This is a genomic window from Desulfacinum hydrothermale DSM 13146 (genome assembly GCF_900176285.1).
Lineage (GTDB): Bacteria > Desulfobacterota > Syntrophobacteria > Syntrophobacterales > DSM-9756 > Desulfacinum > Desulfacinum hydrothermale.
Genome location: NZ_FWXF01000001.1, coordinates 390,087 through 404,774, shown reverse-complemented (window position 1 = coordinate 404,774; position 14,688 = coordinate 390,087). Strand labels below are relative to the sequence as shown.

General features: G+C 62.0%; 11 protein-coding genes. 4 read left to right on the top strand and 7 right to left on the bottom strand.

Annotated elements, in window-relative coordinates; genetic code table 11:
- Window positions 1-5: 5 nt before the first annotated feature.
- Window positions 6-2,096, top strand: coding sequence for an acetate--CoA ligase family protein (locus B9A12_RS01925; protein ID WP_139796437.1), 2,091 nt, complete (start codon window positions 6-8; stop codon window positions 2,094-2,096).
- Here the strand turns inward: B9A12_RS01925 and B9A12_RS01920 are convergent.
- The 6 genes from B9A12_RS01920 to B9A12_RS01895 form a co-directional block, all read right to left on the bottom strand.
- Window positions 2,000-3,856 carry a chloride channel protein gene (locus tag B9A12_RS01920; protein WP_084055845.1) on the bottom strand — a complete coding sequence of 619 codons (1,857 nt, stop codon included), beginning with the start codon at window positions 3,854-3,856 and terminating at the stop codon, window positions 2,000-2,002. The two genes, B9A12_RS01925 and B9A12_RS01920, sit on opposite strands and share 97 nt — an antisense overlap.
- Window positions 3,857-3,875: 19 nt before the next feature.
- Window positions 3,876-4,457 carry a PTS sugar transporter subunit IIA gene (locus B9A12_RS01915; RefSeq protein WP_084055844.1) on the bottom strand — a complete coding sequence of 194 codons (582 nt, stop codon included), beginning with the start codon at window positions 4,455-4,457 and terminating at the stop codon, window positions 3,876-3,878.
- Between the two features lie 357 nt (window positions 4,458-4,814).
- On the bottom strand, window positions 4,815-6,191 hold the full coding sequence (locus tag B9A12_RS01910) for a sigma-54-dependent transcriptional regulator (RefSeq protein WP_084055843.1): 1,377 nt from the start codon (window positions 6,189-6,191) through the stop codon (window positions 4,815-4,817).
- Between the two features lie 2 nt (window positions 6,192-6,193).
- Window positions 6,194-7,627 carry a two-component system sensor histidine kinase NtrB gene (locus tag B9A12_RS01905; RefSeq protein ID WP_084055842.1) on the bottom strand — a complete coding sequence of 478 codons (1,434 nt, stop codon included), beginning with the start codon at window positions 7,625-7,627 and terminating at the stop codon, window positions 6,194-6,196.
- Window positions 7,624-8,535 (bottom strand): hydroxymethylglutaryl-CoA lyase, encoded by a 912-nt coding sequence (locus tag B9A12_RS01900; RefSeq protein ID WP_084055841.1) that lies wholly within the window; start codon window positions 8,533-8,535, stop codon window positions 7,624-7,626. Before B9A12_RS01900 ends, B9A12_RS01905 begins: the two co-directional genes overlap by 4 nt.
- Before the next feature lie 236 nt (window positions 8,536-8,771).
- Entirely contained in the window at window positions 8,772-10,031 is a 1,260-nt protein-coding gene (locus B9A12_RS01895) for a THUMP domain-containing class I SAM-dependent RNA methyltransferase (protein ID WP_084055840.1), read from the bottom strand.
- A gap of 506 nt (window positions 10,032-10,537) precedes the next feature.
- Here B9A12_RS01895 and B9A12_RS01885 point away from each other — a divergent pair.
- The 3 genes from B9A12_RS01885 (at window position 10,538) to lhgO (ending at window position 14,036) form a co-directional block, all read left to right on the top strand.
- Window positions 10,538-11,353, top strand: a complete 816-nt coding sequence (locus B9A12_RS01885; protein ID WP_170920268.1) for a polysaccharide deacetylase family protein — start codon at window positions 10,538-10,540, stop codon at window positions 11,351-11,353.
- Window positions 11,354-11,379: 26 nt separating this feature from the next.
- A complete protein-coding gene (locus B9A12_RS01880; RefSeq protein ID WP_084055837.1) occupies window positions 11,380-12,666 on the top strand; it encodes a radical SAM family protein in 1,287 nt (428 codons plus the stop codon).
- 143 nt (window positions 12,667-12,809) lie between these two features.
- A complete protein-coding gene (gene lhgO / locus B9A12_RS01875; RefSeq protein ID WP_084055836.1) occupies window positions 12,810-14,036 on the top strand; it encodes an L-2-hydroxyglutarate oxidase in 1,227 nt (408 codons plus the stop codon).
- Here lhgO and B9A12_RS01870 read toward each other — a convergent pair.
- Window positions 14,000-14,422, bottom strand: a complete 423-nt coding sequence (locus B9A12_RS01870) for a PaaI family thioesterase (RefSeq protein WP_212636791.1) — start codon at window positions 14,420-14,422, stop codon at window positions 14,000-14,002. The genes lhgO and B9A12_RS01870 overlap by 37 nt on opposite strands.
- Window positions 14,423-14,688: the final 266 nt, after the last annotated feature.

The window sequence follows — 14,688 nt, the reverse complement described above, 5'->3', positions numbered from 1 at the left end:
TGACTGTGGACGGATTCCTCAATCCCGCATCGGTGGCTCTCATCGGCGTACCCAGACAGTCGGGCGTGGGCGCCTACAACAACCTGGAGATGATGCTCCGCTACGGCTACCAGGGAAAGATCCATGTGATCCACCCCAAGGTGCCGAACATCTTGGGCTTCCCAACCTTTCCCTCCGTGGAGGCCCTGCCCGAGGTCCCGGAACTGGCGGTCATCTCCGTGGGACGGGACCGGGTGCTTCCCGTTTTCAAGCAGTGTGCCCAAAAGGGCATCCGGAACGTGATCGTGATCAGCCAGGGATTTGCCGATGCCGACGAGGCGGGAGCGGAGCTTCAGAGGGAGCTGGTGGAGACGGCTCGTCGGTTCCGCGTACGCGTACTGGGGCCCAACACCATGGGAGTTCTCAACGCCTTTTCCCACTTCAGCACCGCCTTCCTGGACCTTCCCAAGGACCCGTCCCCTCCCCCCCTCAGCCTGGTGGCCCAGTCGGGCGTCCTTCAGGTGGGGATCGAATCCTTCACGGGGCGAATCGGTAAGGCCATCGACATCGGAAACGGCTGCGACGTGCATTTTGCCGACGTGCTGCCCTACCTGGAGCGGGACCCGCAGACAGAAATCATCGTACTGCACATGGAAGGGATCCAGAGGGGCCGGGAATTTCTGCGAGCCGCCGCCCGCATGGCCGGCCGCAAGCCCATCATCGTCTTCAAGACGGGCCGGAGCAAAGCCGGAGCGAAAGCGGCCCTATCCCACACGGGATCGCTGGTGGGCGAAGACGCCGTCTTTGATGCGGCCTTTCGGAAGGCGGGTCTTGTGCGGGTTCGCAATATGGTGGAGCTGCGAGCCGCGTGCAAGGCGTTTTTGAACTTTCGTCCCATGGAAGGACCGGCGCTGGGCGTGGCCACGGCCACCGGGGCCTGCGGCATCATGACCGCCGACGCCTGCGAGGACCAGGGACTCCAGCCGGCGCCCTTTCCCGAATCGGCCCGATCGGCACTGGAAAATCCCAGGATCGCCTGGCACCGGCTGGGAAACCCGGTGGATCTTTGGCCCCTGGGCATGGTGGGCGGATCCTTTACGGAGGTACTGGAAAAGACCTGCAACGCCCTCTTCGAAAGCGACCACGTCCACGGGATCCTCGTGATCGCACCGGTCATGGCCTCCTCGCTCCACGATAACCTGCACCTTCCCGAAACCACCCGGCGCATCCAGGAGCGAAATACCGGCAAGAAACCGCTGGCCTTTTGGCTGTACGGCGACGGGGCCCAGGACGAGGCCCCCAGGCTGGACGCCATGGAGGGAGTGGCCTGTTTCGCCAGCATCGACGAGGCCGTCTTGGGTCTTTCGGCCACCTACCGCTACCGACAAATCCAGCAAAATCCCCCGCGTGTGGAGATGCTGGAAGAAAGATCAGAACCGGGGGCGGCGCGTCTTGAGGCACCGGAAGGCATTGTCACGGGAACGGAGGCCGAAAAGATCCTGCGCAGCTACGGGATCGCGTCCGCTCCGGGCCTTGTCACCCGAGATGCGTCGCAAGCCGCACAGTGGGCGGAATCGGTGGGATATCCGGTGGTGCTCAAGATCCTCTCCCCCCAGTGGCTCCACAAGTCGGACCGCGGGGGTGTGGTGACCGGCATCACCGACCGGTCGTCCCTGGAACGGGCCTTCTCCGATCTCTTGGAACGCTTTCGGCAAACGTCACCCGACGACTGCCTGGTCGGCATTCAGGTACAGAAACAGCTGAGTGGAAAGGAGTTGCTTTTGGGTATCAGTCGGGACCCGCAGTTCGGCCCCGTGGTTCTCGTGGGCATGGGCGGGATCTACACGGAGGTCTTCCGGGACGTGGCCCGGGGAATCGCTCCGCTGGAACGGGAAGAAGCAGACAGGTTGCTCCGGTCTCTTCGCATCTATCCGCTTCTCCAAGGGGTGCGGAGCGAGGCCCCGGTGGACCTTTCCGCCGTGACGGAAACGCTCCTGGCCCTTTCCCGCCTGGCAATGGATCATCCCGAAATCGCCGAGCTGGATTTGAATCCGGTCTTTGCCAACGACCAGGGCTGCTTTGCCGTGGACTGCCGGGTCGTGCTCTCTTCCGGCTGATCCATCGGCTGCATGAGCAACCTCTTTTGCATCTCCTGTTGGTAGGCCTTGAGCAGCCGGCTTCGTGTGATGACGCCCCGGAGTCGCCGGGAGCCGTTCACTTCCACCACCGGAAGCTGTTCCATGTCGATGAAGCTGAATTTGTTGAGGGACGAGGCCAGGGTCTCGGCCGGAGTGACAAAGACCAGTTCCTTGTTGGCCAGGTCCTTGGCCAGCACCAACCCCTTCAGTCCCTCCTCCAGTCCCTCCTCAAAGACGAACTCCTTGAGGTCCGTGAAGGAGATGACACCTTCCAACGACCCCTTTTCGTCCACCACATACACATAATTGCCGTTGCTCTTCATCAGCTTTTGGAGCACGTCGTCGTAGGATGCCGTGACGGGAAGCGTCACCACCTCCGGTTCCATGATGTCCTGAACCGTCAGGCTGGAAAGGATGCCCATCTCCCGGCCGGCGTTGATGTCGATGCCCTTGCGTGCCAGTCCCAGGGTGTAGATGGATCCGCGGACCAGCCCCTTGTGCACCAAGGCCGCAATGATGCAGGCGGCCATCATGGGCAGGATGACCGTGTATTCGTTGGTCAGTTCGAACACCATGATGATGGCCATCATGGGCGCCTGCACCACCGCCCCCAGAAAGGCCCCCATGCCCACGACCCCATACGCGCCGGGGCTCAGAACCAGCCCGGGAAACACTTGCTGGAAAAGCCCTCCCAGGAGGCTTCCCAGGGTGGCCCCGATGAAGAGGGACGGGCAGAGGACCCCGCCGGATCCTCCGGAGCCCAGCGTGAAGGCCGTGGCCACCACCTTGAGCACCACCAGAAGAGCCAGGGTGGTCAAGAGCATCTCGCCGTTGATGGCCCGCAAAATGGGCTCATAGGAATATCCGAAGACCTCCGGACATCCCAGCCCGATCAGGCCCACCACCAAGCCGCCCAAAGCGGGCTTGAGCGCCCTGGGGCCGCCCACACGGTGATGGAAAAAATGTTCCATGCCGTGCATGGCCTTGGTGAAGACCACGGAGACGATGCCGGCGGCCACTCCCAGCAGAGCGTAAAAGGGAATCTCGGCCGCTCGAAAGCTTTCGTGAAACGGCAGGTGAAGCAGGGATTCTTCGTGGAGAAAGCCCCGGGAGAAGGCCGTGGCCACCACCGAGGCGATCACGATGGGGCTGAAGGAGGAGACGTTGAATTCTCCCAGGACCACCTCCAGGGCAAAAAGAACCCCGGCGATGGGTGCATTGAAGATCGAAGCCAGTCCTGCCGCGGCCCCGCACGCCGCGATAATGCGCAGCCGATTGCCGGAAACCCGCAAGGTCTGGCCGATACCGGAAGCCAGAGCCGAGCCGATCTGGATGATGGGCCCTTCGCTTCCCGCTGATCCCCCGGAACCCAGGGTAAGGGCCGACATGACCATGCGAAGCAGGGCTTGGGACCATTTCATGAAGCCGTTTCGCAGAGCCACCGCCACCATGGTGGCGGGAACACCGTCTTCCGTGGCTTCCTTGGGAAAGGCCAAGATGAAAGGCGCCAGCAATATGCCGCCAAGCGCCGGCGCCAGCACCAGAGCGTGACGTCCCCGTCCCAACCAGGCCGGAAGCAGATGGAAAAAGAAAAGTTCGGCCCCCTTGAGCATCCACTCAAAGACATAGGTGCCGAAGCCCACCACCACACCGATCAACACGGCCACCGCGATCAGAAAGGTCTGGTCACTGACACGAAACCGCCGCAAAAAACGCGCGAAATCCAGGTACCGCCTCATAGATCGAACCACCCCGTCTTCAGGCCAGAACTTCCGAAGCCGCCCGTGCCAGGCAACCGCCCACCGCCCGTCGAGGATCGAGCCACTTCCAGCGCGGATCGTCCTCCGGGATGGTGACCGCCGGTTGCAGCAGGGCCTTGTCCAAGGGCTTTTCCCGACGGCCCAGAACGCTCAGAACCTCTTCCGGTGTGGCCGCCTGCATGAGACGCTGGAACTGCTCGGGGTCTTTCAAGATCTGAACGGCATGGTAGAGGCACTGGACGAAAAAGTTCTTCTTTCGCGGATTGGCGAAGGCCACCAGAATCAAATGGACCGGTTGGCCGTCCTTGGCCTGAAAATCCACCCCTTGCTCGGATCGGGCAAAGAGGAGGGTGGGCAGGTTGGCTTCTTCACTCAGAACGTGAGGAACAGCAAAGCCTCCACCGATCCCGGTGGTGGAAAGCGCCTCCCGGTCCAAAAGATCCCGCAGCGCCTTTTCCTTGTTTCGAATCCTCCCATTTTGCGGGATCTTTTCCATGATCTCACGCAGGGCCGACATGCGATCCCGAGCCTGAAGATCGAGAACCACCAAATCGTCATCCAAAAAACGCCACAAATGCATCCTTTCCTCCTTCTCCACGGATGGGTTGCCGCTGACGACGGCCTATTGAGGGAGCAATCCCCATGCCAGGCGGAAAGAATCTTTTTTGTCTATGGATTCATCCAGTTACAGAGTTCACGAAGAAACAGCAACGGAGGGACTGCAAACCTTGCAGTATGGGCGGTGGGAAACCGGGGAATCGGCCGCACTCTTTGCAGACGACCTTTCACGACGCGGAAAAACCCGCCCGTCCAATGAAAAAAGGCGGGGGTTCCGCTCCCGGGCACCTTCTTGGCAGCGTGTCCCAAAAGAGTGGAGCATCCCTGGGAGGGGCATTCAGCAGGGAGGGCCATGGAGGAGGCGTTGCCCCGTAGGCTTTCAGGCAGAGATCCCGTATCTTTTGATTTTGTAGTACAGGTCCCGTTCGCTGATCCCCAGGCTTTTCGCCGTCTTTCGCCGGTGGCCGCCGTGGAATTCCAAGGCACGGGCGATGTGCGCCTTTTCCACTTGCGCCAGAGTCCAGGGCGCCGGGTAACCCGCCGGCTCCTGGACCGTTTCCGAAGAAGGCCCTGGGGGGCCTGACACATCGGCCAGAAAGGGAAAGAACCGTCGGGTGATTTTGTTCCCCCGACAGAGAACGGCCGCACGTTCCACGGCGTTTCGCAATTCCCGAATGTTCCCCGGCCAGGAATACGCCTTGAGATCTTCCAACACACCGGGATCGAAGACCAGTTCGGGGCGTCGGTACTTTTCCTTGAACTCTTCCAGAAAATGGACCGCCAGAACCGGTACGTCCTCCTTCCTTTCCCGCAAAGGGGGCAGGGTGATGGAGACCACGTTGAGGCGGTAATAGAGGTCTTCGCGGAACTGCCCCTGGCGGCACAGTGCCTCCAGGTCCTTGTTGGTGGCGGCCAACACCCGCACATCCACCTCCAGGGGCCGGGTTGATCCCAGTCGGTGCACGACCCCCTCTTCCAGCAGCCGCAGGAAATCCACCTGGCTGGACGCCGCCATTTCCGCTATCTCATCCAGGAAGAGGGTCCCGCCGTGGGCCATTTCATAGCGGCCCGGCTTTCGGTTATGGGCCCCTGTGAAGGCCCCCTTTTCGTAGCCGAACAGCTCACTTTCGAACAGATCGGGGGGAAGGGCCCCGCAATTGAGGCTGATGAAAGGACCGGAGGACCGGAAACTTCGCTGGTGGATGGCCCGGGCCACCAGTTCCTTTCCCGTTCCCGTCTCCCCCAGAATCAGTACCGGCACGTCGGTGGGCGCCACCTGGTCGATCAGATCCAGGACCTCCATGAGGGCGTCGCTGCAGCCCACAATGTTTCGGTACTGCCTCTCGCGGCTCAGTTCCTCACGGAGGCGAATATTTTCATCTTCCAGGCGCTTGGCCCGACAGATCTTCTGGACATAGCTTCTCAATCGCTTCAGATTGATCGGCTTGGTCATGTAGTCGTAGGCCCCCTCCCGCAGGGCCTCCACCGCCGTTTCGATGGTGCCGTAGGCCGTGATCACGACCACTTCCGTCCTGGGCCACTTCTCCTTGACCGCCTTGAGGATCTCCATGCCGTCCATATCCCCAAGCACCAGGTCCAGAAGGACCAGCTGGAAGCGGCGCGCTTCCAGTTGCGAGAGGGTCTGGCGGCCGCTGGACGCCGTGGCCACCCAATAGCCTTCACCGGCCAGGGCCTCATGGAGCGCCTCGCGAATGTTGGGCTCGTCGTCGGCGATGAGAATGGAAAAAGGTTCCATGGTCACTGAGACGCCATCTCGCTGGATTGGGGACCCGGAAGATGAACGACGACCAACGTCCCTTCGTTCACCCAACTGGAGACGTGGATCTCGCCCCCGTGCTGTTTCACGATGTTGTGTACCACACTCAAACCCAAACCGGTACCCCGCCGCTTGGTGGTGAAGTAGGGATCGAAGACCTTGGAAAGATTTTCCCAAGGAATTCCCGTCCCGTTGTCTTCCACCTCCACCACGACCCGGTTTGTCCGCTGATCCCAACGGCAGCGCAGGAACACGCGCCCGGAGCGGCCCGTCACCGCATCCAGGGCGTTGAGCAGAAGGTTGATCACCACCTCCTTGATCCGGTCCGGGTCAGCCGCAACCTCCAAGGGGTCCGGCCACAAATCCAGTTCCAGACGATGGCCGCCTTGTTCGAAAGACGCGCGCAACCCATCGGCCACCTGATTCAATACGTCCTGCACCACCACGGGCCTGAGGTGCACGGGAGGTGGCGTGACGCAGTGATGGGTATCGCCCACCACCTTGTCCAGGCGACGGAGTTCGGAAAAGACCACCCGCAGATAGCGCTCCGCCTTGGAATCGTGAACCCCCAGCCGTTCCAGGTGCTCCTGGAGCAGTTGGAGGTTCAGGTCCATGGCGCTCAAGGGATTGCGCACCTCGTGGAGGATCCTTCGGGTGAGATGACCGATGGCGGCCAGTCGTTCCTGGCGGCGAAGCCGCTCTTCCAGGGCCTTGATGGACGTGAGATCCTTGACCAGCAAGATGACACCGATGAGACGCCCCTTTTCGTTGCGCAGGGCGCAGGTGGTGAGGCGCAGGGGCTTTTCGTCGCCACCGGGAGTCTGGTGGACGATTTCGTCTTCCGCATCCATGTTGCCGGCGCTTTGAAGGGCCCACTCCACCATTCGGCGAAACGGGCTGTCTGGGTCAAAGACGGAGGCAAAATCCCTTCCGATGCAATGAGAGGCCGATAGGCCCAAGATCCGGCCGAAGGCTTGGTTGCAACTGGTGATCCGCTGCTTTTCGTCCACCGTCATCACGCCGCGCGTGATGCTTTGGAGGATGTAGTGATCGATGTTTTGGATGTCCCGCATGCGCCCGGACAACCGGACCCAGTAGGTCACGTAGCCGCCCAGAAGGACTCCCATGACCAGGATGAGGGAGGCCAGGATCAGGTTGAGTGTGATCTCCTGGCGGTATAAATCCCTCAACTCGGCCAAAAGAGAACCTGATACGCCGCCCAAAGGCACCGCCCTTTGGTGGACGAAAGCCTGCAGATCCTTTCGCGCCGCCCAGATATCCCAGAAGAGCCACAGGCACACCGCAAAAAGTGCCAGCAGGGCGGCCGCCAGCATCCATTGAAGGACCTTGGCCGTCTCTTCCTTCGAAGCACCCCCTCCCAGGGGTCCACCCGAGCTCTTCCGCTCTTTCGTCATGGTCGCACGTCCTCACAAGCCGCAGTGGGCTGCACCCTGGAGAAGTGCCCCGAAAGGGCCCGCCCCAGCTTCCTTTCCAGGTCCTTCACCACCCGGACCAGCGGCTTCGGATCCACGCCGGTGCAAACCCCCATGGATTCAAAGAGATGGACCACGTCTTCCGAGGCCACGTTCCCGGGCGCACCCGGAAGGAAGGGACATCCCCCCAAGCCTCCCAAGGCCGTATCGAAGCGATTCACCCCCATTTTCCAAGCCGCGTAGATGTTGGCCAGTGCGAACCCCCAGGTGTCGTGCAGGTGGAGCGCCAGGGGCACGTCCAGATCCGCAAGAAGCGGTTCCAGAACCTCTTCCATCTGCCGGGGATGAGCCATGCCCGACGTATCCGCCAAGGACAACTCTTGAGCTCCCGCCTCCCTGAGGGAAAAAAGGAGGCTCCGGACCCGCTCCCGAGGCACCGAACCATCGAAGCGGCATCCGAAGGCGTTCATAACGCCCGCTTGCACGGTCATACCCGCCTCAAGCGCCCGGCGGACCACCGCGGCCGCACGCCCGAGCCCTTCGTCCACGCTGCATCCGGTGTTTTTTCGGCTGTGGGTTTCGGACGCCGAAGTGAAGACGGCCACATGATCCACCCCGCAGGCCACGGCCCGCTCCAGTCCCTTCTCATTGAGCACCAGGACCGAATAGACCACGCCCGGCCTCTTTTGGATCCGCCCATAGACGGCTTCAGTGTCCGCCATTTGGGGCACGGCCCGGGGGCTGACGAAAGACCCCACCTGGATGCGCGGAAACCCGCAGGCGGCCAGGGCTTCCACCAGCCACACCCGTTCCTCCACCGAAAAGATGCGGGCTTCGTTTTGGAGGCCGTCCCTCGGTGCCGATTCTTCCAAGATCACCTGTGGCTGCATGGGCTTTTCCAATCCCTACGAGGTTCCAGATGTTGCGATTCCCCAGGCCCGGAGAATCAGAGTCAAGGCTTTCGGGTCCCACAAGTCCTGCTTTGCCCGGGCGCATCCCTTCCTTCCAACTCGCGGGGCTTCCGCCCTGCCAAAAAGGGCCATGGCAGCCCCAACCAAACCGGAAAAGCGGTAAGCTCTCACCATTTCCGCCACTTCCTGACCCGTCCATCCTCACCCCTCCGTTGTTACGGTCTCCCGTGCGGGGCAAGTCGATAGAATCCCACATGGACGGTCAATCCCCCGTGGCGCACCTTCCAGACCCGGTCCGGTCGCACCCCGCTCTCCGAGAGGAATTCCCGCACGGGGGCGATCACCGCCGCATCCCAGCCGCCAAAACATGCAGCCAGGTGATGGAGGATCCGCCGGTACATTTCCATGTCCCCACCGGAAAGGCGCACACCGTAGGGCGGGTTGAGAACCACCAGGCCGCCGGACAAGCCGTAATCCTCAGGGCGAAAACTTTCAAAGGGCCTCTTCACCCAACGGATGTCCCCGTCCGCCTGGGCCCGGCGCGCGTTGTCGGCCGCGGTACGCAAGGCTTCGCCATGGCGATCGATTCCCACGATGTGCATCTCCAAGGATCGATCGACGGCTTCGTCCGCCTTTTTCAGCAGGTAGTTCCACGTCTTTTGCTGAAAGGACGGCCACCTTTCAAAGAGAAAACCCCGGTTGCGACCCGGCGCCACCCCCCGCCCCATCCAGGCCGCTTCGATGGCCAGGGTCCCGGAACCGCACATGCCGTCCACCAGCGGTCGCCGTCCGTCCCAGCCCGCCCGCTGAAGGATGGCCGCCGCCAGGGTCTCGCGCAAGGGCGCGCCGGTATGACGAATCCGATAGCCCCGTTGATGCAGGTGAGGTCCCGTGGTGTCCAGACTGATGACGCAACGGTTGTCTTCAATCCGAACAAAAATCCTTTGAACCCACTCTTTGGCCGCAGGCTTAGCACTGTCCAAAGGCGAATCCGCCGATGGGGCCTCCTGAGCGAAGCGCGCCTCCAGGCCCATGGCCTCCAGCCTCCGCCTGATGGCATCCCTCACCGCCTGGGCGGCCCGTTGCGTGTGGCGGAGTCGGGATCGGACCACATAGGCCTGGACCCCCAGGGCAAGATCCCGCGGAAGCCACAGCTCCCAAGGGATCTTGCACGCCCTGGCGAAGAGTTCTTCCCGGGAACCGGCGCGAAAGCCCGGCAGACGACACAGAACGCGTCCCGCCGTCCGAAGCCACAAGTTGGCCCGGTAGCAAAGCTCCAGCTTGCCTTCGAATTCCACGCCGGCCTCCGAAATTTCCACCACCTGTGCCCCCATTGTCTTAAGTTCCCGGCGACAACTGCCGATCAATTCCTTTGGAGTCGTCGCGGCGAAACGATGCACTTGAGATCGAATGTGGGCCCGGATCCTTCGTTCCAAGGCCTTAGGTCGGGAACTTGGCCCACCGGCAGGAGTCATGTCCGTTTCCCCATGGATTACAGATGTTCAGAAAGCCGTTGTCTTTTCCGATCGCCTCAGGTAACCAAAGGGATGCCTATCCTTCCGGAGGGATCCTGTCAATCACTAGGAGGCGGTTCGAGAACGCCCGGGTTGCACCCTTCTTGTGTGGACGGAAGGTTGGGGACTGGCAGCAGGCCCGCGCTGTCGGCCTGGCGTTTCAGGAGTAGGGACGGGTTCTGAGCCCGCCCCCATGAAGATGTCTGAGAATTCAAACGGCACCACGGGACCGGTGAAATTTCAACTGGTCAGAAAGCCACAAAAGACCGGATGGCCGTTTTCGGGCGGACTCCCCGATCCATGATCCGCGCCATGGAAGGAGATCCAGTACGTTGGAGCCCGTGATCCGCCGTGCGTGATATGTGAAGGGCACCCCGGACCACAGTGCACGAGCCGCCTGGGCCGGGAGGGCAAGATCCCATCCACCCAAGATCAGAGGGGCGCAATTCCCAAAGGAGCTGCATTCCGTGAAGATCCAAACCTCGAGGGCCGGTACGTTTCGTCCAAGAACCTGTTCGCCCCTGTGGCGCAAGCCACCCGAGGAGTGGAGAACACGGCTGGAAGCCGCCTGCCGCTTCTCCGGCAGCGGCCAGACACCTGCCCTCTTCTTCCGAGCCGACGACATCGGAGCGGGCGGTCGTGCTTTTCGCGCTCTGTGCGATCTATTCAGAAAACACGGCGTTCCCTTGGCCTTGGCCGTGGTGCCCGCATGGCTCAGCCAGTCCCGGGTGGAGCAACTTTTCCAGTCGGCGCCTCTGGAAGAGGATCTTTGGGGATGGCATCAACATGGCTGGCGCCATGTGAACTGGCAAAAGACGGGCAAGAAATCCGAATTCGGAGAACAGCGCCCTCTGGACAAACAATGGAAGGACATTTGGCAGGGAAGCCACAAGATGAAGGAGATTTTCGGAGAGCGGACCCTGCCTGTGTTCACCCCCCCGTGGAACCGATTCAGTGAGGCCACCCTGATGGTCCTGGAACAGCTGGGATTCAAGGCCATTTCCACGACCGAACCGTTGCCGCGCAACTCCAAGGCGGCCAAGGGATTGATCAACCTGCGGATTTTCGTGGACCTGCACACCCGTAAAGGCCCGGATCCGGAGGAGGATTTTGACAAGCTCCTCAGGGAACTCTCCGCCGCCTTGACCCGCAAGGATCCCGTGGGGATCATGATCCACCATCAACGGATGACATCTTTCGCCTTCGAATTTCTGGATGCCTTTCTGGAAATCGTACGGCAGAACCAGCCCCGAGCCTGCCGCCATCTTTCGGATCTCATCTGAACGCTTCCAAAGGTTGCCATCGCCCCATGACGAACCCACGGCCCGCCCTGCTTTACGCCAACGAAAACGGAGACATCCTGGATCATCCCTATCTGGAGATGGTGGGATCCCAGGCCGGACGCTGGAAACGACCGGCCCCGGCCGATCTGATCCCCCTCCCGGAAGGAAGCGAACTCTTCCGGCTCCCCGGCCGCTACCCCGTGGGCTATGACCGGAGAAAACGGCGCTTCCAGGTCCTCACCCGCGACCCCTACGCTCCATCCAAGACGGTGGAGGCGATGGCGGCCTTCGTGTCCCCTGCCCACACCCAAATCTATACGGCGGCCTACAAGGCTCAACCCAACGCCCCGTTGCTGCCCCTGTTCGCCTACACCGCCGTGGGCTGGCACGCCGGGCGTTTTTTCACCACGGCCGTCCGCGTGGATCCGGACCCCCGGCAGGATTTTTCCAACTTCGATCCGGAAAAGATTGCGCAAAACGCCCGGCGGCGCATGCGCCAAGAATCCGACAACCGCCTGATCCAGCACCTGGGAAAATGCGCCCTCACCTACGGGTGCGCGGCGGCTCGCAATCTCTTCATGAACCGCTGGGAAGCCCCACTTCCCACGTCCCCCGTGTGCAACGCCCGTTGCCTGGGCTGCATCAGCCTTCAGGAACGCGAGGATCTGTGCGCCACCCAGGATCGCATCACCTTTGTGCCCAGCCCGGCCGAGATTGCCGGGGTGGCCGTGCCCCATCTGATGCACGCCCCACGGGCGGTGGTGAGCTTCGGTCAGGGCTGCGAAGGCGAACCCCTGCTGCAGGGCCCCACCCTGGAAGAGGCGGTACGGATCATGCGCCGGGAAACGAGCCGCGGGACCATCAACTGCAACACCAACGGAAGCCTGCCCGAGGTGATACGGAGGCTGGCCCAGGCCGGATGCGACAGCATCCGCGTGAGCCTCAACTCCGCCCGGCCCGAATACTACCACGCCTACTATCGCCCCAAGGGCTACAGCTTCGACGATGTGATCCGCTCCATCCAGGCCATGAAGGCGGCTGGAGGCTTCGTTTCCATCAACTACTTCGTCCTTCCGGGCTTCACGGACGACCCCCAAGAAGTGAAAGCCCTGTGCCGCCTTGTGGAAACCACCGGACTGGATTTTATCCAGATGCGAAACTTCAATGCGGATCCCCAATGGATTCTGGCCGCCATCGGGTACAAACCTTCCGGAAAGCCCCAGGGCATACGAAAACTGATGCAGCTCCTACGGGAACGGTTCCCTCACTTGCAATTCGGCTACTTCAACCCGTGCCTGGACCCCCAAGCATGAGGGGCGAGCCATGGCAACAGACGACGGGCGATGAGGGGCCGGAAAGCCGGCGGGAACAGAAACATGCTCTCCATCCCTCGAAAAGAGGCGGATAGACAGGGACAACGGCTTGCGGTCGACGACACAGCCCGGAGGATCCGGCCATGGCACCGAAGAAAGAAAACCAGGCGGATGTGGTGATCATCGGAGCAGGCATCGTGGGTCTGGCCACGGCGCTTCAGATCCTCAAGGCATCCCCTTCCACACGGCTTATCGTGCTGGAAAAGGAAGCCGGTCCCGGTCATCACCAGACCGGACACAACAGCGGCGTGATCCACTCCGGGATCTATTACCGCCCGGGATCGCTCAAGGCCCGCCTTTGCCTGGAAGGATCCCGTCTCCTGCTCGCTTTCTGCCGGGAACACGGCATCCCGTTCGAAATCTGCGGCAAGGTGGTGGCGGCCGTGGACGGCGCCCAGGCGAAGCGCCTGGAAGCGCTCCACCGGAGGGGCCAAGCCAACGGGGTGCCGGGCATGGCCGTGCTCACCCCCCGCGAGGTGCGCGCCATCGAGCCTCACGTTCGATGTACCCGGGCCCTGTGGGTTCCCACCACGGGCATCGTGGATTTCCGCCGGGTGGCGCAAGGCTACGCCCGATGGATCGAAGCGCGGGGAGGCCGCATCCAATATGAAACCCGGGTACTGCGGCTCCTGCCCCGGCGGGGGGAAGCGCAGAGGGTGGAGATTCACACTTCCCAAGGTCCATGGACGGCCAAAGGGGCGGTGAACTGCGCGGGCCTTTATGCCGATCGCGTGGCCCGAGCCACCGGCATCGACCCCGGCATCCAGATCGCACCCTTTCGGGGCGAATACTACACGCTTCGTGGTCCCGCCCGGCACTTGGTGCGCAATCTCATCTACCCCGTGCCGGATCCCAGGTTCCCTTTTCTCGGGGTCCACTTCACACGCATGATCCACGGAGGGGTGGAAGCGGGCCCCAACGCCGTTCTGGCCTGGGCCCGAGAAGGCTACAGCAAAAAGACCGTAAAGCCGGAAGAGCTGTGGGAAACGATTCGCTATCCGGGGTTCCTCCGGCTGGCCTTGCGCTATTGGCGCCCGGGCCTGGAGGAATTGGCCCGATCCCACTCCAAGACGCTCTTTGCCCAGGCCCTGCGAAGACTCATTGCGGACATCGCCGAACAAGATCTGGCTCCGGGGGGAGCCGGGGTGAGAGCCCAGGCTCTGGACCGAAATGGATCACTTCTGGACGACTTCGCCATCGTCCGGTCCCCGGGGGCCATTCACGTGCTCAACGCCCCCTCCCCCGCCGCCACGTCTTCCCTGGCCATCGGCGATCACATCTCCAAGATCGCCCGGTCCTTCTTGCGGTAGACCAAGGCCTGGCAGAGGGCGAGCTGGGTGCCGTCGGATCCCGTCACCCGGATCTGGTAGCTGGCGGTGCGGGCCGTGCGATGGACTTCGCTTGCTTCCGCCCGCAGGAGGTCGCCCGGGCGGGGGGGAGCCATGTAGGTCACGTTCATGTTGAGGGCCACGGCCATGATCCCGTGGGAATTGGACGCCACTTCGAAGGCTTCATCGATGAGCGAGAAGATGGCGCCCCCATGGGCCATTCCGAAGATGTTCTGCTTCGTCTCATCGAAATCCATCTCCACGAGCGCATAGCCGTCATCCACCCGGAGGAGCCGAAGCCCCAGATGCTGAGCGTAGGGCTCCCGTTCCACCCGCTCCACCAGTTTCCTTCGTACCGCCTGGTCCATGCTTTCATCTCCTTTTTCGTGGTCCTTCCCGAAAAGCATGCGACATCTTTTGGGATTTTCAAGGCCCGTCGCCAAATGGATCGCCCACCCGGTCCAGCGCCTCATCTCCCGCCGACCGCTTCCCACGACGGCCGAAGCGCTTGACCGATCCATGCCGGTTTTGCTACAAACGGACCGCTTTGGAAAGGTCTTTGCGTTCGGATAGGCCATGTCAGGAAAACAGATTCTCGAAAATCCCGGTCGATGGTTTGGGTGGCGGCGTTCAC

Excerpts from the sequence above, each read along its gene's own strand:
- B9A12_RS01895 (WP_084055840.1), bottom strand. The coding sequence starts at position 10,031 with ATGACTCCTGCCGGTGGGCCAAGTTCCCGACCTAAGGCCTTGGAACGA.
- B9A12_RS01910 (WP_084055843.1), bottom strand. The coding sequence starts at position 6,191 with ATGGAACCTTTTTCCATTCTCATCGCCGACGACGAGCCCAACATTCGC.
- B9A12_RS01915 (WP_084055844.1), bottom strand. The coding sequence starts at position 4,457 with ATGCATTTGTGGCGTTTTTTGGATGACGATTTGGTGGTTCTCGATCTT.
- B9A12_RS01905 (WP_084055842.1), bottom strand. The coding sequence starts at position 7,627 with ATGACGAAAGAGCGGAAGAGCTCGGGTGGACCCCTGGGAGGGGGTGCT.
- B9A12_RS01870 (WP_212636791.1), bottom strand. The coding sequence starts at position 14,422 with ATGGACCAGGCGGTACGAAGGAAACTGGTGGAGCGGGTGGAACGGGAG.
- B9A12_RS01920 (WP_084055845.1), bottom strand. The coding sequence starts at position 3,856 with ATGAGGCGGTACCTGGATTTCGCGCGTTTTTTGCGGCGGTTTCGTGTC.
- B9A12_RS01880 (WP_084055837.1), top strand. The coding sequence starts at position 11,380 with ATGACGAACCCACGGCCCGCCCTGCTTTACGCCAACGAAAACGGAGAC.
- B9A12_RS01900 (WP_084055841.1), bottom strand. The coding sequence starts at position 8,535 with ATGCAGCCACAGGTGATCTTGGAAGAATCGGCACCGAGGGACGGCCTC.
- lhgO (WP_084055836.1), top strand. The coding sequence starts at position 12,810 with ATGGCACCGAAGAAAGAAAACCAGGCGGATGTGGTGATCATCGGAGCA.